The sequence below is a fragment of the Lysobacter sp. Root690 genome, assembly GCF_001427785.1.
GTDB lineage: Bacteria > Pseudomonadota > Gammaproteobacteria > Xanthomonadales > Xanthomonadaceae > Lysobacter.
This window is the reverse complement of record NZ_LMHM01000016.1, coordinates 854956-876035: the sequence shown is the minus strand read 5'-3', so window position 1 is coordinate 876035 and position 21080 is coordinate 854956. Positions and strand designations below refer to the sequence as shown.

General features: G+C 66.7%; 14 protein-coding genes and 2 tRNA genes. 8 read left to right on the top strand and 8 right to left on the bottom strand.

From position 1 onward, the window contains the following. Nucleotides 1-370: 370 nt before the first annotated feature. The 4 genes from ASD86_RS20695 (at nt 371) to ASD86_RS20680 (ending at nt 2575) form a co-directional block, all read left to right on the top strand. On the top strand, nt 371-922 hold the full coding sequence (locus tag ASD86_RS20695; RefSeq protein ID WP_046656460.1) for a DUF1249 domain-containing protein: 552 nt from the start codon (nt 371-373) through the stop codon (nt 920-922). Between the two features lie 45 nt (nt 923-967). Further along, nucleotides 968-1043: transfer RNA gene (locus ASD86_RS20690), tRNA-Ala, on the top strand. A 56-nt stretch (nt 1044-1099) separates the two neighbouring features. Next, nucleotides 1100-1175: transfer RNA gene (locus ASD86_RS20685), tRNA-Glu, on the top strand. Nucleotides 1176-1738: 563 nt separating this feature from the next. After that, on the top strand, nt 1739-2575 hold the full coding sequence (locus ASD86_RS20680) for an alpha/beta hydrolase-fold protein (protein WP_235567831.1): 837 nt from the start codon (nt 1739-1741) through the stop codon (nt 2573-2575). A gap of 122 nt (nt 2576-2697) precedes the next feature. Here ASD86_RS20680 and ASD86_RS20675 read toward each other — a convergent pair whose 3' ends face one another. The 7 genes from ASD86_RS20675 to ASD86_RS20645 form a co-directional block, all read right to left on the bottom strand. Beyond that, nucleotides 2698-3414 carry a hypothetical protein gene (locus ASD86_RS20675; RefSeq protein ID WP_056115082.1) on the bottom strand — a complete coding sequence of 239 codons (717 nt, stop codon included), beginning with the start codon at nt 3412-3414 and terminating at the stop codon, nt 2698-2700. 271 nt (nt 3415-3685) lie between these two features. Beyond that, nucleotides 3686-4588 carry an STM4011 family radical SAM protein gene (locus ASD86_RS20670; RefSeq protein WP_056115079.1) on the bottom strand — a complete coding sequence of 301 codons (903 nt, stop codon included), beginning with the start codon at nt 4586-4588 and terminating at the stop codon, nt 3686-3688. A 2-nt stretch (nt 4589-4590) separates the two neighbouring features. Next, entirely contained in the window at nt 4591-5970 is a 1380-nt protein-coding gene (locus ASD86_RS20665) for an STM4012 family radical SAM protein (RefSeq protein WP_235567830.1), read from the bottom strand. Nucleotides 5971-6008: 38 nt separating this feature from the next. Beyond that, the gene (locus tag ASD86_RS20660; RefSeq protein ID WP_056115076.1) at nt 6009-6830 is read right to left on the bottom strand and encodes an STM4013/SEN3800 family hydrolase; all 822 of its coding nucleotides are present in this window, start codon (nt 6828-6830) and stop codon (nt 6009-6011) included. Then, entirely contained in the window at nt 6823-7938 is a 1116-nt protein-coding gene (locus tag ASD86_RS20655) for an STM4014 family protein (RefSeq protein WP_056115246.1), read from the bottom strand. Before ASD86_RS20655 ends, ASD86_RS20660 begins: the two co-directional genes overlap by 8 nt. A 24-nt stretch (nt 7939-7962) precedes the next feature. After that, complete coding sequence (locus ASD86_RS20650; protein ID WP_056115071.1) at nt 7963-8880, bottom strand: STM4015 family protein; 918 nt, start codon at nt 8878-8880, stop codon at nt 7963-7965. Between the two features lie 247 nt (nt 8881-9127). Continuing rightward, the gene (locus ASD86_RS20645; RefSeq protein WP_056115068.1) at nt 9128-10525 is read right to left on the bottom strand and encodes a GntP family permease; all 1398 of its coding nucleotides are present in this window, start codon (nt 10523-10525) and stop codon (nt 9128-9130) included. A gap of 381 nt (nt 10526-10906) precedes the next feature. Between ASD86_RS20645 and ASD86_RS20640 the strand changes: the two genes are divergently transcribed. Beyond that, entirely contained in the window at nt 10907-13117 is a 2211-nt protein-coding gene (locus tag ASD86_RS20640) for a TonB-dependent receptor (protein WP_056115243.1), read from the top strand. A 497-nt stretch (nt 13118-13614) separates the two neighbouring features. Then, entirely contained in the window at nt 13615-16965 is a 3351-nt protein-coding gene (locus ASD86_RS20635) for a PAS-domain containing protein (RefSeq protein ID WP_056115065.1), read from the top strand. Between the two features lie 336 nt (nt 16966-17301). Here the strand turns inward: ASD86_RS20635 and ASD86_RS20630 are convergent, their stop codons facing one another. Next, on the bottom strand, nt 17302-17967 hold the full coding sequence (locus ASD86_RS20630) for a response regulator transcription factor (RefSeq protein WP_056115063.1): 666 nt from the start codon (nt 17965-17967) through the stop codon (nt 17302-17304). Nucleotides 17968-18088: 121 nt separating this feature from the next. On the opposite strand from ASD86_RS20630, the gene ASD86_RS20625 reads away from it, so the two are divergent. After that, nucleotides 18089-20050: a 3-hydroxybutyrate oligomer hydrolase family protein gene (locus tag ASD86_RS20625; protein WP_157476932.1), complete on the top strand. Its 1962-nt coding sequence runs from the start codon at nt 18089-18091 to the stop codon at nt 20048-20050. Nucleotides 20051-20377: 327 nt separating this feature from the next. After that, nucleotides 20378-20992, top strand: coding sequence for a CDP-diacylglycerol--serine O-phosphatidyltransferase (pssA, locus tag ASD86_RS20620; RefSeq protein ID WP_046656469.1), 615 nt, complete (start codon nt 20378-20380; stop codon nt 20990-20992). Nucleotides 20993-21080 lie beyond the last annotated feature (88 nt).

Sequence of the window (21080 nt, the reverse complement as noted above, 5' to 3'; positions counted from 1 at the left end):
GGAATCGGGAATCGGGAATCGGGAATCGGGAATCGGGAATCGGGAATCGGGAATCGGGAATCGCCGAGCCTCCACAACGAAAAAAACCGCTTTTCAGCGGTTTTTTTTATGTTTCGCCGCGCGGGCCGCGTTTGCCACTGTAGGAGCGGCGCAAGCCGCGACCGCGAATCCTCGCCCACGTCGCAAGCGCCGATTCACGCCGGCACGTTCATCTACGGGTGGGATTGCCACGCGCCATGCTGAATGGCGGCTGGCGCGGGAGCGCCCGAAGCGGCTGCGAAGATCATCGCGAAAGAGCCTATAAATTAGGCTTTTTTCGCGATTTCGTCAATCCTGCCGCGATCCGCCATAGGCGTGTAGGATCGCCTGCATGACCCATACCGCATCGCGTTTCGCACGTCTGCCCAAGCTCAGCCGTTTCGGCTGGCTGATGGGCTTGTACGCGGAGAATCACGGACGTTTTTCGCGCCTGTTCGCGCCGGCCCAACTCTCGCCCGGCACTTACCTGTCCGACATCGGCGACGGCCTGGACCTGCGCCTGGACGTGATCGAGCAACATCGTTACACCACCGAACTGCGCCTGACCTACGCCGTGCTCGATCCGCTCACCGGCGAGCCCGATCCGTCGGCGTACCTGCGCCTGTACCACGATACCGAGCAGGTCGAAGCCACCCATTGCTATGTCGGCCGCCGCTGGCAGGACGTGATCGGCCTGTACCCGCCGCCGGCCGAAGTGATCGGCCATCGCATGCGCATGAACACTTTTTTAGGAAAGTGGCTCGAGTATCTAGCGGAACGTGGTCATGGCATGGCAACATTGCGCCCGGTCGAACAAGGCCCCTCGCAACCGGACCCGGAAGGGTCGAATCCTTCGGGAAGCGGTGACGGGGGAGCGGGAAAAAATCTAGCGATGAATGCTTGACGACATCGCTGAACGCCCGCTAAGATGTTCGTCTTTCCAGCACGTGGGGCCATAGCTCAGCTGGGAGAGCGCTACAATGGCATTGTAGAGGTCGCCGGTTCGATCCCGGCTGGCTCCACCACTCTTCGGAATTGAAAGGGTTTTCGAAAGAGTTAGCTGCAAGAACAAATCGGTTTTGTCCCCATCGTCTAGAGGCCTAGGACATTACCCTTTCACGGTAGCGACCGGGGTTCGAATCCCCGTGGGGACGCCAAACAGAATCAGGGCTCGGGAAACCGGGCCCTGATTTTTTTTGTGTTTTGGTTATGCGTCTGACTTGCGCGTCTGAAGGTACATCGCGCTTTTTGAAACCATTTGCATGCATCTCGTCCGCCGGACCGCGATGCTTCATCGCTCATCGCTCATCGCTCATCGCTCATCGCTCATCGCGCGATAGCGATCCGATGCGGCGGTTGCATCAGTACAATTACGACACGAATCGATGCGATGCGTTCGCGACGGCGCGCCGTACAGCGCTTGATCCATTTCGCCCGATTAGGCAAACGCGTATTCGCCGCGTTGCTCATCGCTCATCACGCGATAGCGATCCGATGCAGCGATTGCATCAGTGCAATTACGACAAGGGTCCAACCGATGCGATGCGTTCGCAACGATGCACCGCACAGTGTTTGATCCATTTCGCCCGACTAGGCAAACGCGCGTATTCGCCGCGTGGTCGCCCGCGATCGTTGCGACGCAGCGTGTTCGGATCGAGCCCAGTTGCTAGCATCGTTTTCGCCGATACCACCACCACACGCGAGCAAGGATCGAGACACGATGAAATCAATCGAATGGATGTGCCGCGCCGCGTGCTTGATTGTGGCGATATGGTTGTGTGCGGGCACTGCATACGCCGCCGAGCCCGAACCGCACAAGCTCTACGAAACCTTCACCATCGAATCGAGGACGCTCGGCGAAACCCGACGGATCAACGTCTATGCGCCGCCGGGCTTCGATGCCAAGGCCAAGCGCAAGTACGCGGTGCTGTACATGCTCGACGGTGGGGTGAAGGAGGATTTCCCACATCTGAGCAACACGGTCGATCAGGCGATCGATGCCGGGGAAATCGAGCCGGTGTTCGTGGTCGGGATCGAGAACACCCGGCGCGGGCGCGACATGACCGGGCCGACCCAGGTCGCCCAGGATCGCAAGATCGTGCCGGAGGTGGGCGGGTCGGCGCAGTTTCGCGGGTTTATCCGCGACGAGCTGATCCCCCAGTTCGAACGCAGATATCGAGTCAACGACCGGCGCGCCATGCTGGCCGAATCGCTGGCGGGTTTGTTCGTGGTCGAGACCTTCCTGCTCGAACCAGCTCTGTTCGACACCTACGTGGCGATCAGCCCCAGTCTGTGGTGGAACGATCGCGCGCTGCTGCATACGGCCACGGCGCGGCTGGACGCGATGCCCAGCAAGCGCAAGTCGACGCTGCTGCTGTATTCGGCCAACGAAGACAATATCGCGCCGGAAACCCAGCAACTGGCGGATATGTTGAAGGCGCATGCGCCCAAGGGCTTGCGCTGGGATTATCGACCCCGGCCGGACCTGCGCCACGCCACCATCTATCGCAGCGTCGAGGCCGAGGCGGTGCGCTGGGCGCTGCCTGTGCGCAAGTGAGCGGCGCCGTGCTGTCGGCGGTAAAGAGCGACTGAAACGATCGATTCGATAAGGCGAGCATTGGTCGCTCGCCCTATATGCGTGGAAGCGCGCCGGCGCATGGGTCGGGCGCGCCTACTCGCTTACTCGCCGGACTTCTGCGTCAGCATGCCGTTGTTGACCACGTCGATCACGCTGCTGAAGTTGCCGGTATACCAGGGCTTGCCTTTGCCTTCGCCATACAAGTCCATCTTGCCTTGCACCGTGCGGGTGCCGGCCTTGTCGAAGGACTGCTGGAACTTGTCGAGCTGGGCGAGGAACACCTCGGTGGTCAGCGCATCCGGCGGGCCTTTGTCGGCCAGCAGCTCCTGCAATCCGGCGCCGGGCACGGGCACCACGCATTCGTAAGTGACCTCGGCGATGCGTTGGCCTTCGGCCGCGTCGTTGGCGCGTTCGCTGCTCGACAGGCTGCGGCACTTGGCCGAACCGGTGGCCTGGTTCTGGCGCTTCATCGCCGCGATCAGGCCGGCTTTGGCTTGCTTGGCATCGACCTTGGGCAGCGCCTGCATCAGGCCGGTGGCGATTTCCTCGAGCTGCTTGTCCATGTTGGCCGGCGCATCGGTCACCGCCTGCACATCGAGCGCGTCCTCGCCGTTGTAGGCGGGCTTGAGGTACTCGTTGAGGGTCTTGGTGGCGGCGACGTCCTGATTTAGCGCGACGCGGATGTAGAGCTCGACCACTTGCTCGGGTGTCAGCGTGGTCGCGGCGGGCGCGGCGAAGGCGGGCGCGGCGCTCAGGCCGATCGCGGCCGAGCACAGCGCGGCGGCGAGGGCGGTGGGGCGGGTCCAGTGTCGAAGCATGGTGCGTTCCTTGGCAGATAGAGAGTTTGGGGCTCGCAGCGTGACGCGCGGGGTGGCGGCCGTGATCGCGGTGCCGTCACCTTTGGATGACGGACGAAGGCGACGATTGCCGTACCGAGGCGACGTGCTCGCGGTGGCGTTCGCGCGCGATGGTTCGGAGTGACGCGGGCATCGCGGGTGCTCGCGTCAGCCCGTGCAGCCGAGCCCTCATCGTACAGATTGGCCGATGATCGGGCGATGCGGCGACAGGCGAATTCGGCTCGCCAGCGGGCTAGAGCGCGGCCGCGATTCGTGCGGAAGCCGCCCCGTCGATAGCGCCCGCGCCGAGCATCGCTGGAATCCGTTCAAGCACGCCGCCCGCGTAGTCGCGCTGAAACGGCAGATCGCTGCGATGCGCGTAACCGATGTAGCAGTCGCAGCGCGCGTTCGGGCAGGCGCGCGCGCGCAGGTGCGCGGCGAAGCTGCCGTCGTAGAGATTGCCCAGCGGCTGGGCGACGAAATGGCAGCGGCGCACGTCGCCGTCGCCGTTCACCGAGATCACGCTTTCGCCGGTCAGGCAGGGCGCGCCCAGGCTCGGCGCGGGCTCCAGGTTGTAGCGGAAATGCGGGTCGATCGCCTGCAGCCGTTCGATCTGCGCGGCGTCGTAGTAATCCGCCGGCCGTTCGTCGTAAGCGTTGAGCCACAGCGGCGTGGCGGCGGGCAGCTGCGCGCGCAGGGCCTCGATCTCGTCCAGGTGTTCGTGCATCGCGACCATGCCCACGCTGTGGCGCACGCCGCGCCGGTCGAGTTCGCGGCAGCGCGCCACGAACGCGTCGCGGCTGACCTGGCTGGGGTGATAAGTGCACCACAGCGCGAGCTTGTCGCGATCGACCTCGTCGAGCCAGCGCATGCCGACGCACAGATTGGTCTGGATCGCGACCCGGCGCAGATGCGGCAGGTGGCTCAAGCGGGTGATCGCATCGCGGTAATGGCGACGCACCAATCCTTCGCCCCACGGAGTGAACAAGATCGACAGCGGCGTGGTCTGCACGGCGGCCCAGTCGACGAAACGCGCAAGATCGGCGGCATCGCGGCGCAGCGCCGCGCGGCTGTCGTAGGTTTTCGCGAACGGGCAATAGCCGCAGTCGTAATTGCAACTGCTCAGCCGGCCGCGGTAGAGCACGGACAGATGCATGCTCAGCCCAGCCGGTAGTCGCGCATGCGTTCGGCGATCGCGGCCGAGGTCAGCCACGGGCCGAGGGTGTCGGCGCGCGCGAGGCCGGCGTCGTTGAGCGATAGCAGCGCGCCGTCGTCGTCGGCCAGGCCGAGTTCGATCAGGTCGCGCAATTGCGGCAGGTCGTCCAGGCAGTCGGCGCCGAAGCGTTCGCGGTAGCCGGCGTGCTCCAGCCCGGGTCGGATCAGCAGCGACTGGATCACGTAGCGTCGGCGTTGTTCGTCGGCGTCGAGTTCGATGCCGTAATCGGCGCAGGCGAACGAGGCTTCATCGCGGGCGAGATAGTGGTCGAGAATCTCGGCGACGCTGCGCCGGGCCACGCCGTATTCGCTGGAGTAGTGCAAGCGGCCGGTGTAGGAGCGCGCGCCGCAGCCGATGCCGACCATCCCGTCGCTCTGGCAGCAGTACACCGGCGCGGCCAGGTCGGGCGCGTGCGGCGCGCGGAACATGCGCATCGACACTTGGGTGTAGCCGGCCTGCAGCAGGCGGTCGCGTCCGGCCTGGTACAGCGCCAGACGTTCGTCGAGCGGTTCGGGTTGCAACACAAAACCCGTCTTCCCACCGTTCTTGGCCTCGATCCGGCCCAGCCCGGTCAGCGGCCGCACGTACAGCGGATACAGATACAACTCTTCGGGCGCATGGCTCAGCGCGCTGTCGATCGAGGCCAGGAAACTTGCGACGGTCTGCCCGGCGATGCCGTAGATCAGATCGAGATTCAGCGTCGGGAAACCGGCCTCGCGGATCGCGCCGATCGCGCGTTCGACCACCTCGCGTTGCTGCGGCCGCACCAGTGCGCGCACTTCGGCTTCGCTGAAACTCTGGATGCCCATGCTGACCCGGTCGATGCCGGCTTCGCGGCATACGCGCAGTTTTTCGGCATCGACGGTTTCCGGCGACACCTCGATCCCGGCCGGGGTGGCGCGCAAGTCGATAGTCGCGTGGCGTTCGACCATCGCGAACACTTGGCGCAATTGCTCCGCGTCCAGGTAGGTCGGGGTGCCGCCGCCGAGGGCGAAACGCACGAAACGGTGTTCGCCCAATGCGGCGGTGGTCGCGCGCAGTTGCTGTTCCATCTGCTGCAGATAGCGGTCGACCTTGGCCGGTTCGGGCCGCGCGAGCGCGAACAAATTGCAGAAGCCACAGCGGTAGGAGCAGAACGGCACGTGCAGGTACAAGAACAAGGCATCGCGACGTTCGCTGGCCCACAGCTGCGACAGCGGCTGCGCAGGTTCGATCGGCCGGTACGCGGTTTTGTGCGGGTAGGAATACGAATAGGCTTGATACGGCGGCAGGCGCAGCAGCTCGGCCAGGCGCGGCATCGGATCGCTCGCGTGACTGGCCATGGCGCTCGCGGAGACAGCAGTGTTCATCGGGACGGCGCTCACGGTGAAATCAGGAAGTGCGCGTAAGGCACGGTCATCACCACATCATGCGCCAGGCGGTGGCCGTGGTAGCCGTCCTCGCCGTAGGCGGTGCCGTGGTCGGAGCAGACGATCGCGAAGGCGCGGCCGCGTTCGCGCAAGGCGGCGAACAGCGGCGCGAGCGCGGTATCGACATAACGCAATGCGGCGCAGTGGCTTTCAAAGCTGTCGTGTTCGGCGCCGGCCAGATAATGCCGGTTGGGTTGGTGCAGGGCCGACACGTTGATGAACGTGAAAGTGCGCCGCTCGCGCAGTTCGGCGCTGCGCAGTCGTTCGCAGGCGAGCGCGACTTGTTGCTCGGTCGAATCCGCCGCGGTGACGCCGAATTCGGGCTGCCAATGGCTTTCGTCGAACAGATCCGGGAACTGCGAACCCAGCGGGTTGCGCTTGTTGAAGAAGCCGACCCCGCCGATGCAGATCGTGTGGTAACCCGCATCGCGCAGGCCCGAGACGATGTCTGCGCGATCGCGGAATACATAGGTGCCCGGCGCGGTGGTTTCGCTGCCTTCGAAGTCGAGCGCGAACAAACGCGGATGCGGGCCCGGGCGTGCCGGCGTGGGCAGGAAACCGGCGAAGAACGCCGCGTGTGCGGCATAGGTGAAGCTGCCCGGCGTATGCCGGCGTTCCCAGCCGCTGGCCGGAAGATAGGCGCTCAGCACCGGCAATTCGCCGCGTTCGAAGCAGCGCTGGGCTGCGTCGAAACGCAGGGTGTCGAGGGTGATCAGGATCAAGTCGTGATCGCCGACGATGCCGCGCATGTCTGGATGGTCGTGCTCAGACATGGGCGAACTCTCGCGCGGGTTGCGGACTGGGCCGCGTCTGCAGCCGGGCTTGATCCTGGTAAGGCGTGCGGCCCTGCCAGTGCAAGTTCAACAGCAGATCGCCGAAGGCGTTGGCTTCCAGCATCCAACTGCGGCCGTCGCGCACGATCAGGTCGAAGCCGATCATGCGGCTGCGCGCGAATGCCTGCGCGGCGTGTTCGGTCGCGGTTTCCAGGGTCTGCATCGCGTCGTGGTCGAGCCACTGCTCGGGTGCGAAGCGGCGGTTGCCCAGATGCAGGTTGGTCAACGGGCTGCGGCTGGCGCGTGCGATGCGCTGGCGCGCGCGGCCATCGAGCGCGATCACGCGCAGGTCGTAATGACCGCCGGCCGCATCGGGCGCGCGCGGTTTGGCGATCCAGCGTTCGAGGTAGGCGCCTTGCGCGGCCACTGCGTCGATCAGTGCGGCGATCTGCCTGCTATCGGTGCAGCGGCGCGGACGCAGCGAGTTGAACACGCGCAGGCGACCGGCCTGCTCGACCGGTTCGGCCGAGCCGTACAGCGCTTCGCGGCCTTGCCGATTGCGCCGGTACGCCAGCACGCCCGCGCCGGAGGAGCCGTAGCGCGCCTTGATGAAAACCTGGTTGCACGCGTGTTCGCGCAGGCGTTCGCGCAAGTCGTCGTAGCCCTCGATCGCGCCAAGCAGCGGCGGGATCGCGATGGCATGGGCCTGAAAGCGCTGCTGGCAGGCGAGTTTGTCGCTCATGCCGGCGACGTCGTCGGGCGGATTGAGGTAATGCGCATCGGCCGGCAGCCGTTCGAGCAGTCCCGAAAAACCGGCGTACCAACAGTGCTGATGGGCCAGCTCACCGTGTTCGAGCGCATGCGGCTTCGCACCGGGTTCGCCGAGCCGCCGCCAACCGCGCTCGATCAGCGCGGCGTGCAGGGCCGGGGCTTCGCCCGGCGATTCGATCTTGACCAGCGCTTGCGGTTGGCGCGCGATCACCTCGAGCGCGCGCGCCGGTTCGTCGAGCAAGGTCGCATAGTCGACGACCTGCGCATCGGCCAGGCCACGCGCGCGCAACGCCTGTTGCAGGCCGTCGATCCGGCGGCTGCCGCGCGGACCGATCAGCAGCCAGGGCGTGAAGGGCATGAACTACTCGGAAACCGCCACGTAGCGATCGCCGTCGTCGCCGTCGGGCTCTTCCGGGTCGTCGAGCACCACCGCGCAGGGCAGGGCCAGCAGCTTCTGCTGCCATTGCGGCGAGATGTAGTGATGGCTCAGGTCGATGCGTTCGATCGTGCCGAGGTTCGGGCTTTCGGCCAGCGCCTGCGCGCCGAGGTCGCCGATGGTGCCGAGCGACAGATCGAGCGTCCGCAATCCGCCCAGCCACGGCTGTTGCGCCAGCCACACCGCCAGTTCGTCGCTGATTTCGGAGTCGCGCAGGCCCAGGTAACGCAGGCGCTCGGGCCCGATCTGCGCGAGCAGGCGTTGGTAGGTTTCCAGGCCGCCGTCGAAACCGTAGTTGTCGCTGCCCAGCCACAGTTCCAGATGATTCAGCGCCGGCAGGGTCGAGGCCGCGATCGCCTCGACGATGGTCTTCGGCAGGCCGCCGCATTCGATCGCCAGCTCTTCCAGTGCATCGTGCTGGAACGCTTGCAGCTCCAAGTCGGTAGAGCCGCGGATGCGCAGCGATTGCAGTTGCGGGAAAGCGGCCAGCAGCGGGTTGTAGGAGGTCTGGATGATCCAGGAGATCTCGCAGTCCTCGTAGGTCATGTCGCCGATAAACAGCGCCTTGAGCCCGGGCAACTTGTCGCGGTACTCGATCAGCGCGTCGAGATAGCCCTGCGGGCTTTGCTCCTGCGCTTCGCTCCACGCGCCGATGATCAGCGCTTCCAGGGTGGATGGATCGACCTGCGCCAGGAAACTGTCGAGCAAGTCGCGCTGGCTCTCGGCGCTTTCGTAATCCTGGGTGAGGCGATACACCACATCGCCGCCGGCGGGCTTGTCGCCCATGCTGAAGTTGACTACGCGTTTGCCGCGGAAGATCTGCGAGTATTCGCCGATGGTCACGTGGGGCTCCTTGCCTGAACTGCCGAAGAGGGCGCCAGCATAACCAAGGTCGGGTGTCGGACGTAAGCACGGGTCGATGCGGCCGCGAGATTTTTCTCAGGCAAGCGGAAAGCGCAAAGTTTTTGCGGGTGGGGCTTGAGCCCCGACGCCGTTCTCTCAGACAGCCGCGGGCTAAGCAGCATCTGATTGAACAGCGTCGGGGCTCAAGCCCCTCCAACAATGACCCCGACGGCTACGCGGTAGCGGGTCAGACCAACCCGGTCGCGTAGAACACGCCGATCACCACGAACACCGCCGCGGTCTTGATCAGGGTGATCGCGAATACGTCCTTGTAGGCCTGACGATGGCTCAGTCCGGTCACCGCCAGCAGGGTGATCACCGCGCCGTTGTGGGGCAGTGTGTCCATGCCGCCGGAGGCCATCGCGGCCACGCGGTGCAGCACTTCCATCGGGATGCCGGCGGCGTTGGCGTTGGCGATGAAGGTGTCGGCCATCGCCGCCAGGGCGATGCTCATGCCGCCGGAGGCCGAGCCGGTGATGCCGGCCAGCGCGGTCACCGTGACCGCTTCGTTGACCAGCGGGTTGGGAATCGCGCCGAGCGCGTTGGCGACCACAAGAAACCCCGGCAGCGCCGCGATCACCGCGCCGAATCCGTATTCGCTGGCGGTGTTCATCGCCGCCAGCAGCGCGCCGCCGATCGCCGCCTTGCTGCCTTCGGCGAAGCGGCTCATCACCGGTTTCCAGGCGAACACGATCACCGCGGCGATGCCGATCAGCAAGGCGCCCTCGACCGCCCAGATCGCGGCGATCTTGGACACGTCCTGCACCACCGGCGCGGCGTCGCCGATCACCGCCGGATCGAAGCTGTGCTGTTTGCCGTAAGCCTGCGGCAGCCACACGCTGAAGCATTTGTTGGCCACGCCGACCAGCACCAGCGGCAGAATCGCCAGCAACGGATGGGCGAGCTTGCCGCCTTCGAACGGCGCAGGCTCGTTGAGCAGATTCTCGCCGTAGCCTTCGCCGGCCTTGAGCGCCGCGCGCCGCCGCCAGTTCAAATACGCCAGGCCGACGATCAGGATGAACACGCCGCCGATCACGCCCAGCCACGGCGCGGCCCAGGTGTCGGTGCCGAAGAACGAGGTCGGGATGATGTTCTGGATCTGCGGCGTGCCCGGCAGCGCGTCCATGGTGAAGGTGAACGCGCCCAGGGCGATGGTGCCGGGGATCAGGCGCTTGGGGATGTCGCTCTGGCGGAACAGCTCGGCGGCGAACGGATACACCGCGAACACCACCACGAACAGCGACACCCCGCCGTAGGTCAGCAGCGCGCAGACCGCGACGATCGACAGCATCGCGCGTTCGCGGCCGAGCAGGCGGATGGTCGCGGCCACGATCGACTTGGAGAACCCGGACAGCTCGATCAGCTTGCCGAAGATCGCGCCGAGCAAAAACACCGGGAAATACAGCTTGAGGAAGCCGACCATCTTGTCCATGAACAGGCCGGTGAACATCGGCGCGACCAGGGTCGGGTCGGTCAGCAGCACCGCGCCGAGCGCGGCCACCGGGGCGAACAGAATCACGCTGTGGCCGCGGTAGGCGACGTACATCAGGAAGCACAAAGCGGCCAGCACGATCAAAAACGCCATCGATTCGATTCCCCAGCGGACACCGCGGGCTGCGGTGCCCAACGCTGCGCGCAGTGTCGGCATGCGCGGCCGGGCGGGGCATTGTCCGAAGGTACAGCTGCCGGTGGCGGCGGCGGGCTCCTAGGCTTTGCCCGGTAACGGGGGAGCTCGCCTCCACCGACGTCGTTGCAGGACCGGCATGGACGCCGCGCACGGATGCGGGCCGCCGATCGCGTGTCAGGCGCGAAGACCGCGGCTTGTATCGCAAGGCGATGCACGCGACAACGACGGCGGTGGCGGCGATGCAACCGCTCGCGCGCAGGCCTTGGGCCGCGCTTGGCGCCATTTGGGTTAGGGGAGAGGACATACGTGAGTACTTGTAAGGTGAAAGCGCGCAAGCAGATTCAACGCCAGGGCTTGTGCCTGGCCATCGCCGCAGTCTTGCTGGCGCCGGCCGCGTGGGCGCAGGACGCCGCGCCGGAGCCGGCGCAGGCCAAGACCCTCGGCGGGGTCACGGTGACCGCGCGCAAACGCGAGGAGACCCTGCAGGAAGTGCCGGTCGCGATCACCGCGTTCACGGCCGAGTCGCTGGACCGGATGAATATCGAGGACATCAGCGACCTCGACGCGCAGGTGCCCAACCTGACGATCTACGCCGCGCGCGGATCGAGCAGCACCATCACCGCCTACATCCGCGGCGTCGGCCAGTCCGATCCACTGTGGGGCGTGGATCCGGGCGTGGGCATCTACATGGACGATGTCTACATCGCCCGTCCGCAGGGCGCGCTGCTCGACGTATTCGACGTAGAGCGCATCGAAGTGCTGCGCGGCCCGCAGGGCACCTTGTACGGCAAGAACACCATCGGCGGCGCGATCAAGTACATCTCGCGCGGCCTGCCGACCTCGCTCGACGGCTTCGCCTCGGTCACGGTCGGCAATTACGGCCAGCTCGACGTCAAGGCGGCGGTCGCAGGCCCGATCGGCGGCAGCACCCAGGGCGGCGACGCGACCTTGCGCGGCCGCATCTCGGTCGCCAGCCTCAACCGCGACGGCTTCGGCGAGAACGTGGTCACCAAGCAGGAGGTCAGCGACAAGGAAGTGCTCGCATTGCGCGGCAACCTCGGCGCCTACGTCAGCGACGCGCTCGACATTCAATTCGCGTTCGACTGGATGGACGACCAGTCCGGCGTGCGCGGCGCCAAGATGCTCGCGCCCAACCGCTTCGCCGCGGGCACCGCGCCGCTGGATTCGCGCTACGACATCCGCAGCGGCATGCCCAACGTCAACGACACCACGATCAAGGGCGCCTCGGCGACGGTCAACTGGCGCGCCAGCGAGGACTGGAGCTTCAAATACGTGCTGGCCAAGCGCGAGTCCGACACCGAGACCAACATCGACTTCGACACCCTGCAGAACAAGATCGCCGACGTGAAGGCGTTCTACAGCGATCAGCAGGTCAGCCACGAGCTGCAGGCGAATTTTGATGGCGGCGGCCGCGCTCGCGGCGTGATGGGCATCTACGCGTTCGACGGCGAAGCCGGCGGCCAGGTGCTCAACAACTTCTTCAACCTCAGCTTCGGCGACACCCAGGGCACGGTCTATACCGAATCCATCGCCGCCTACGCCGACTGGACGTTCGACCTGACCGACAAGCTCAAGCTCGACGTCGGCGCGCGCTACACCGACGAGGACAAGCGCGCCAAGGTGCTCAACCGCGGTTATCGCGATGCCAGCTTCACCATTCCCAATGGCGCGGTCGCGGCCAACTTCGACCGCAAGATCAACTTCAAGAACACCTCGCCGAAGATCTCGCTGGATTACCAGATCGCGCCTGACATCCTGGTGTACGGCCTGGCCACGCGCGGCTTCAAGTCCGGCGGTTACAACATCCGCGCCCAGGCCACGGCGGTGCCGCGTTCGGCCGAGCCGTTCGACGACGAGGTCGTCGACAGCTATGAGATCGGCAGCAAGATGGCGTTCTTCGACCAGCGCCTGTTCTTGAACTTGTCGTACTTCCACAACAAGTACAAGGACATCCAGCTGTCGGTGTTCACTTCTTACGACAGCAACGGCGATGGCACCAACGACGCGTTCTTCGGCGATTTCACCAACGCCGGTTCCGGCACCGTGCAGGGCCTGGAAGTCGAGTACCAGTGGCTGCCGAACGAGAATTGGCTGATCTCGGGCAACTTCGCCTGGCTCGACGCCAAGTACGACGAGTTCCTGTACGCCGGCGTCAACATCGCCAACGAGCAGGAATTCACCAACGCGCCCGAGTTCTCCGGCGCCTTGAACGTGGAGTACCGCACCGATCTGTCCGACGGCAGCAACCTGTCGGCGCGGGTGGGTTACAGCTACCAGAGCGACGTGGTCGCCACCACCGAGATCGTGCGCACCGGCGCCTTGCCGATCACCCAGGATGGCTACGGGCTGATCAATGCCGGCGTGACCTGGAAGAGCAAGGGGCCGTGGAGCCTGTCCTTGCAGGGCAGCAATCTGGCCGACAAGGAATATCGGACCACGGGTTACAGCTTGAATTCGGCGCTGGGCGTTTACACCGGGTTCTATGGGGCGCCGCGGCAGTATTCGTTGTCGATGAAGTACGACTTCTGATCGGTTGCCGCGGCCGCGACGTTTGCGGTCGTGCGACGAGGATCGTTGAGTTGGGCGGACCCCTGCTTGGATGAGCGGGGGTTTTGCTTTTTGGGCCTTGGAAAGCAGAACGGAAAGCAAAGAAGCAAAAGCAAAGAAGCAAAAGCGAATCCCCCCTGGCCCCCCTTTTCCAAAGGGGGGAACCCGGTAGGTGGGTTCGATGAGGGGGGTGTTTGCCTGCAATAGCAGCTGCTGCAACAGCAACAGCAACAGCAGTAGAAATAGCCACAGAGACGGCAACAGCAATAACAACGGCAATAATTCTGAGAGTAGCGACGGCAATAACAACGCCAAACATCCTGGCCCGGCCCGTGCTTTTCCCCCCTTTGGAAAAGGGGGGCAGGGGGGATTCGCTTTCCGCTCAAGCCACTACGTAATCTCCCCCGCGTCAGCACCCACACCCACACCCAAAACCAACCACCGCGCTATCCTCCGCCGATGCGCCCCAATACCCCGCCATGCTGAGCCTCACCACCGTCGCCCTGGCCAGCCTGGCCTGGCTGGCGCTGATGTTCGGCACGGCGCTGTTCGCCGAACGCCGGCCGGCGGTGTTGGCGCGGCATTGGCGGCATATCTATGCGCTGTCGCTCGCGGTGCATTGCACCTCGTGGACCTTCTACGGCACCGTCACCCAGGCCGCGCGCTACGGTTGGCCGCTGCCGCCGACGTTTCTCGGCTCGATCCTGTTCTACGCGCTCGCGCTGAGCTTCATGGTCAAGCTGGTCAAGCTGGCGCGCGAGACTAATGCGACCTCGCTCGCCGACCTGATCGCCACCCGCCTGGGCAAGGATGCGTGGCTGGCGGCGATCGTCACCCTGGTCGCCGCGCTCGGTCTGATTCCCTACATCGCGCTGCAGTTGAAAGCGGTGGCGATGAGTTTCGCGATGCTCACCACCCAGGCCACCGACGGCGTCGCCTCGCCGGCGTGGCGCGACAGCGCGCTGTACGTGGCGCTGGCGATGGCCTTGTTCGCGATGCTGTTCGGTACCCGGCGCGCCAGCGCGGCCGAGCACAATCGTGGCCTGGTGTTGGCGATGGCGTTCGAGTCGGTGTTCAAGCTCGCCGCGATGCTCGCGCTCGGCGCCTTCGTCTGGTTCGGTCTCGACGATCTGCCCAAGGCCGCGATCCAGGCCGCGCCGACGCCGCCGGCCGGCGGTTTCGCGCCGCTGGTGCTGCTGGGCGGGCTGGCGATGTTCATCCTGCCGCACCAGTTCCATGTTGCCGTGGTCGAATGCCGCGACGAGAACGATGTGCGCACCGCGCGCTGGCAGTTTCCGCTGTACCTGCTGCTGATCGCGTTGCCTGTTTTGCCGCTGGCCAAGGTCGGGCAGTCGCTGCTCGGCGCGCAGGTGCCATCGGATCTGTACGTGCTCGCGTTGCCGCTGTCGCAAGGGCACGAGGGTCTGGCCCTGTTCGCGTTCCTCGGCGGGCTCAGCGCGGCCACCGGCATGGTCGTGGTCAGCACCCTGACCTTGAGCCTGATGATCGGCAACCATTGGTTCGCGCCGAATCTGCTGCGCGGTTCGTGGGCGCGCAACCGCGACCTGCGCGGGCGCGTGCTGGCGCTGCGGCGCGGCGGCATCGTCGCGATCATGTTGCTCGCCTGGGGCTATAGCCGCCTGATCGCCGGCAGCGAGGCGCTGGCCGATGTCGGCGCGGTGTCGTTTTCGGCGTTGGCGACCTTGGCGCCAGCGCTGGCGTTCGCGGTGTGGCGGCCGCAGACGCCGCCGCGCGCGGCGATCGTCGGCATCGCCGCGGGTTTCGCCGCCTGGGCCTGGGTGTTGCTGCTGCCGATGCTGTACGAAGCGCGCGGGTTGTCGCCGGCGTGGCTGTTTGAGGGGCCGCTGGGGTGGTCGTGGCTCGCGCCGGAAAGCCTGTTCGGGCTGACCGGCTGGAGCCGGCTCGGCCGCGCGGTCGGCGCCAGCCTGTTTCTCGGCGCGCTGGCGACGGTGCTCGCGGCGATGTGGCGGCGCGAATTGCCGCGTAGCGCGCGGCGCGGGCTCGATGCGCAGACCCTGCGCGACGCTGGCCTGCGCTTTTTGCCGCGCGAACGCGTCGCCCAGTTGCTGCACGACGCGCCGGCCGGGCATCCGGTCGCGGCGGCGATCGAGGCCGAACTCGAACGCGAACTCGCCGCGGTGCTGGGTTCGTCCTCGGCGCGGGTGCTGCTGGACGCGGCGCGGCGCGAGGCCGGTCGCGACCTCGACACGGTCGCGGCGATCGTCGGCGAGGCCTCGGCGGATCTGCGTTTCAACCAGCGCGTGCTGGAAGCGGCGCTGCAGAACATGAGCCAGGGCATCAGCGTGGTCGACGCGCAGTTGCGTCTGGTCGCGTGGAACCGGCGTTACGCCGAACTGTTTGGTTATCCGCCCGAGTTGTTGCAGGTGGGCCGACCGATCGCCGATCTCGCGCGTTGGGCGATGCAACGTCTGCCGCCGGTCGAGGATCTCGAACGCGCCTTGCAGCGACGCCTGGCCTTCATGCGCGCCGGCACCCCGCATTTGTCCGAGCGCGTGTTCGCCGATGGCAGCATCATCGAAATCCGCGGCAATCCGATGCCCGGCGGCGGTTTCGTCGCGACCTTCACCGATGTCACCGCGTTCCGCCGCGCCGAAGCCGGATTGATCCAGGCCAACGAAACCCTGGAACAGCGCGTGGTCGAACGCACCGTCGATCTGCAGGTGGCGACTCGCGAGGCCGAGCGCGCCAACGAAGCCAAGAGCCGCTTTCTCGCCGCGGTCGGCCACGACCTGATGCAGCCGCTGCACGCCGCGCAATTGTTCACCGATGCGCTCGCCCAGCAACTCGATCAACCGACCCAGCGCGAAACCGCGACCCAGATCGCCGGCGCGCTGGAATCCACCGGCGATCTGCTCAACGGCCTGCTGGATATGTCGCGCTTGCAGGCCGGCGGTCTGGTGCCGCAGCCGCGCGAATTTCCGCTGGCCGAAGTGTTGGAGCCGCTGGCCTCGGAATTCGGTGCGATCGCCGCCGCGCGCGGGCTGCGCTTTCGCTATGTGGCTTCGCGTGCATGGACCTGCAGCGACCCGCAACTGCTGCGCCGCGTATTGCAGAACTTCCTCGCCAACGCGGTGCGTTACACCGCCGCCGGCCGGGTGCTGCTCGGCGTGCGCCGGCGCGAGGGCGGTCTATCGATCGAAGTGCACGACAGCGGCCCGGGCATCGAACCGGCGATGCAGCGGGTGATGTTCGAAGAATTTCGTCGCGGCGAAAACGCGCCGGGGCAGGGCCTCGGGCTGGGGTTGTCGATCGCCGACCGCATCGCCGACCTGTTGCATGCGCCGCTGAGCCTGCACAGCCGTCTCGGCCACGGCACCGCGTTCGCGGTGCGATTGCCGCGTACGCCGACGCCGATGCCTGCGACCTCGACCGCGCATGGCGCCGCTTCGAGCGCGGTCGCGTTCGGCTTGCGTGGCATGCAGGTGCTCGCGGTCGACAACGATCCGCAGGCGCTGTCGGCCTTGTCGGAAGTGCTGCGGCGCTGGGGCTGCGAGGTGGTCACCGCGGCCGACGGCGAAGGCGCGCGACGGGCGATGCGCGAACACGCCGCCGGGTTGTGGCTGTTCGATTTTCATCTCGATGACGACGATACCGGGCTGGCGTTGGCGCAACGGCTCGGCGAGGAATTCGGTCCGCGCCCGACCTTGCTGCTCAGCGCGGACGGCGGCGCCGGCGTGCGCCAGGCGGTGCACGCGGCGGGTTTGTCGCTGTTGACCAAACCGGTCAAGCCGCTGGCGCTGAAATCGGTGCTGGACCGGTTGCTGGCGGCCGGCGGGATGGAGCGCTGACGGCGACGTTGCCCGCGTTGTCGGCGCGATGGGCGCGGCCCGCGCCCGCGCGTGTCCGATCCCTCCGCGAACCAGCGTTCATGCACGCGGACCGGTGCCCGGGCGGCATCGCCCGACCGTTCATCGTGTTGTGGAAGTCAAGCGATCGGCGTGGTCATTTTTTCGCCAACCCTCTTGCAATGCTTGTGCAGCAACACATTCCGGGCTCGCATCGGGTTCTGTCCGCAGGTTTGTCCACAGGCTGTGTGGACAACCTCGGCCTGGAGCCTGGTGTCCGGGCCGGCCGCGGTACTTGACGGATGGCGCGCTCGTTGGCAGGGAGGGCGCCGGCCGAAGTCAGTCTTCGATCCGCCGCGCCGGGTCCGACAGTTCCAGTTCGCGCAGCACCACCCCGGCCTGGGTGCGGTTGCGCACCCCGAGCCGGTCGAAGATCGCCGACAGATGCGCCTTGACCGTGCGTTCCTGGACGTCCAGGCGATCGGCGATCTGTTTGTTGAGCAGGCCTTGCGCGACCAGGCTCAGCACCCGGAACTGCTGCGGCGACAGGCTGGCCAGGCGCGAGGCCAAGTCGGCGTCGCCACGGTCGCTCTGGGTGCGCGCGACCGCCGCGCGCAACGCCGCCGGCAGCCATTGCTCGCAGGCCAGCACCGCGCGGATCGCGTCGCGCAGTTCGTCCAGGCCCGAGCTCTTGGGCAGATAACCGGCCGCGCCGTGATCGAGCGCGCGCCGCACCACCCGCGGATCGTCGTTGGCCGACACCACCGCGACCGCGGTGCCCGGGTACTGGGCGCGGATCGCGGCGAGTCCGGCCAGGCCGTGGTTGCCGGGCATGTGCAGATCCAGCAGGACCAGATCGATGCCGGGTTCGGCCTCCAGCGCGGCCAGCGCGTCGTCGAGCGTGCCGGCCTCGCGGATCACGGTGTCGGGAACGGCATCGGCCGCGGCCTGACGCAGCGCGGCGCGGAACAGCGGATGGTCGTCGGCGATCAACAGGGTCGGCATCGGGGCTAGCCTAACAGGCGGCGTCGCGAATCCGCCGACCGTTCGGCCTTGCCGTGGGCCGGCGCGCGGGCTGTACCAAAGTACGATGAAGGCGGCAGCGTGGAGTTGCTAGGCTGCGTCGATGAGCGCCTCTATCCTACGTACCGCCGCGGCCAGCGCCGCCCTGATCGTGTTGGCCTGCGCGATCGCGCCGATCGCACCGGCGATGGCCGCGAGCAAATCGCGCGCGGCCGCTTCGAAAACCGCCAAGGACTCCGCGCCGATGTTCAGCAGTCAACGCCAGACCGAACACCGCGGCGAACACGATGACTTGTTGACCGCCGGCCTCGGCCTCGACGGCCTGCGCGCGATGGTGCCGCCGGCGTTCGCCGATGCGGCGCATCCCACCCCGGCCGAATTGCGCCGGCGCGCGCTGTGGGCGAACTGGCGTGGCATCGCCGATCTCGCGCCGGGCGGCGGTTACGGCGAGTTGTACGGCAGCGCCGCGTCGGTTCCTGGCCGCGAGTACAGCGCATTCGCGACCGTGGCCGGCGCCAAGCAGCCGCATCGCGTGCTGGTGCAGGTGCCCGATGCATTCGATACGAAAAAACGTTGCGTGGTGGTCAGCGCGTCGTCCGGTTCGCGCGGCATCTACGGCTCGATCGCGGTCGCCGGCGCCTGGGGCCTGCCCAAGGGCTGCGCGGTGGCTTACACAGACAAGGGCGCGGGCACCGATTACTTCGATCTCGATGCCGATCAGGGCGTGCGCGCCGACGGCACGGTCGGGCCGAGGTCGGAAGGCGGGCTCGCGTTCACGCCGAAGGCGAGCCAGCGTGAAGGCGGCAAAGGCATCGCGTTCAAGCATGCGCATTCGCAGGACAACCCCGAGGCCGACTGGGGCCGGCATGTGCGCCAGGCCGCACAGTTCGCGTTGGTCTCGTTGGACAAAGCGTTTCCCGAGCAGGCGCCGTTCACCGACGCGAACACTCGGGTCATCGCGGTCGGCATCTCCAACGGCGGCGGCGCGGTATTGCGCGCGGCCGAATTGAACGACACACCGTGGCTGGACGCGGTGGTCGCCGGCGAGCCGAACATCTACGTCGCCGGCGCGCGGCCGTTGTACGACTACACCACCGAAGCGGCCTTGCTGATGCCGTGCGCGCTGTTGCACAAACCGCTGGCGGCCGCTCCGGTGTCGCCGATCACCGGCGACAGCGCCGAATCGTTCTGCACCTACGTCGCCCGCCTCGGCCTGCTCGGCGATGCGGCCAAGCAGGCGAGCACCGAGGTCCGCGCGCAAGCCGCGTACGAACGCATGCACGCCAACGGCTGGAGCGACGATGCGCTGCGCGCCGGCGCGCTGTCGGTGAATTTCGATCTGTGGCGCGCGGTCGCGGCGACGTATACCTCCGCCTATGGCCGCTATGCGCCGGCCGGACAGACGCGGACGAAAGATCCGGATCAACCGTGGGTGCGGTATGCCTACGCCGCCGCGACCCCAGCCAGCGCCACCGCGCCGGCCGCCGAACGCGCCGCGAGCGAGAGCGAACGCGCGGCGTGGTGGGCCGACGCCAGCGGCATTCCGCCGGGCGCGGGCGTGCAGTTGTTCGGTCCGGCCGGCGGCGAGCGTCTCGCACCCTTGGCGGCGTTGCGCGAGTTGTGGAGCGGCGAGATCATGGGTGGCGAAGCGGCGTATCCCGAATACGGCGCCGCGCTCAAGCGCGCGCACGAACGCGTGCGCGCCGGCATCGAACAGACCCGCGCCGCCGCGCCGCGCAAGGATTTGCCGATCGTGGTCGTGCATGGGCTCGACGACGGTTTGATCCCGCCGGCGTTCAGCAGCGCGCCGTATGTCGCGATGGCGCGCAAGGCCGGCGCGCAGGTGCGCTATTGGCAGGTCCGCAACGTCCAGCATTTCGACGCCTTCCTCGGCTTGCCGGCGATGGGCGCGCGTTATCTGCCGCTGTTGCCGTATGTGTACGCCGCGCTCGATCGGGTCGACGCGCATCTGGATCAGGGCACGCCGCTGCCGGCGGATGCGGTGGTGGCGAACTCGCCGCGCGCGGGCAAGGGTTTGACGGCCGAGAATCTGGCGGTGCCGTAGTAATCGGATCGCGTCGCGTTTGATGGATGGCCCGATTGAATCGTCGCGTTCGGATTCGCGGCGCCGACGATCGGGAACTCCAACGCGCTGAACGTGATCGCCGCGCCGATGCGTGGCGCGGCTAAATCCGTATTCCGACCGGTGACGTCTCGATCCTCGCCATCGCGCCGCGCCGGGCAAATCGTCGAAAACCCCGGCGCAGCCTGGATTTGCCAGGCGCGCACCGCCTGAGTACGACTTCGGCCTCTTGCGGCCTACACACCGGCTTTGGCAGGCTGGGCGCACACCTGAACGGCGAACGCGCCGTTCGCCCTGGAGCCGAGCCGCATGCCGCGCCATTTTTCGATGCTTCGCGAATTCCACCTCGCGGATTGGTTCACCCTCGCCAACGCCTTCTGCGGCACCGGCGCGATCTTCGCCGCGATGCGTTTCCTGCAGGAGGGCGGGGTGCGCGATCTGATGATCGGCATGGCGCTGATCCCGCTGGCTTTCATCTTCGATGCGCTCGACGGCCGGGTCGCGCGTTGGCGCAAGTCGTCCTCGACCCTGGGGCGCGAACTCGATTCACTGGCCGACGTGATCTCCTTCGGCGTCGCGCCCGCGGCGCTGGCCTATGCCTGCGGCCTGCAGGGCGGCTGGGACTGGGTGATCCTGAGCTACTTCGTCGGTTGCGGCGTCAGCCGTCTGGCGCGTTACAACGTCACCGCCGAGGCGATGTCGGGCGAGGAAGGCAAGGTCAAGTATTTCGAGGGCACGCCGATCCCGACCAGCCTGCTGCTGGTGATCGTGCTCGCGGTCGCGGCCTGGCAGGGCGCGATCGGCGCGGATCTGTGGTTCGGTGGCTACCGGCTGGGGCCGTGGCTGTTCCATCCGCTGGTGCTGATGTTTGCGTTGTCGGGGTCGTTGATGATCAGCAAGACGTTGCATATCCCTAAGCCCTGAGCACCCCGAACCTTCGTCCCTGTTGTCGCGTCGCTCGCTCTTGTCGTGGAACGATTTCATCGCGCTGCTGCGAGCCGCAACGAATGCG

Coding starts and splice junctions, on each gene's coding strand:
- ASD86_RS20680 (WP_235567831.1), top strand. CDS start 1,739: ATGAAATCAATCGAATGGATGTGCCGCGCCGCGTGCTTGATTGTGGCG.
- pssA (WP_046656469.1), top strand. CDS start 20,378: ATGCCGCGCCATTTTTCGATGCTTCGCGAATTCCACCTCGCGGATTGG.
- ASD86_RS20645 (WP_056115068.1), bottom strand. CDS start 10,525: ATGGCGTTTTTGATCGTGCTGGCCGCTTTGTGCTTCCTGATGTACGTC.
- ASD86_RS20665 (WP_235567830.1), bottom strand. CDS start 5,970: ATGGCCAGTCACGCGAGCGATCCGATGCCGCGCCTGGCCGAGCTGCTG.
- ASD86_RS20635 (WP_056115065.1), top strand. CDS start 13,615: ATGCTGAGCCTCACCACCGTCGCCCTGGCCAGCCTGGCCTGGCTGGCG.
- ASD86_RS20670 (WP_056115079.1), bottom strand. CDS start 4,588: ATGCATCTGTCCGTGCTCTACCGCGGCCGGCTGAGCAGTTGCAATTAC.
- ASD86_RS20625 (WP_157476932.1), top strand. CDS start 18,089: ATGAGCGCCTCTATCCTACGTACCGCCGCGGCCAGCGCCGCCCTGATC.
- ASD86_RS20695 (WP_046656460.1), top strand. CDS start 371: ATGACCCATACCGCATCGCGTTTCGCACGTCTGCCCAAGCTCAGCCGT.
- ASD86_RS20660 (WP_056115076.1), bottom strand. CDS start 6,830: ATGTCTGAGCACGACCATCCAGACATGCGCGGCATCGTCGGCGATCAC.
- ASD86_RS20630 (WP_056115063.1), bottom strand. CDS start 17,967: ATGCCGACCCTGTTGATCGCCGACGACCATCCGCTGTTCCGCGCCGCG.
- ASD86_RS20675 (WP_056115082.1), bottom strand. CDS start 3,414: ATGCTTCGACACTGGACCCGCCCCACCGCCCTCGCCGCCGCGCTGTGC.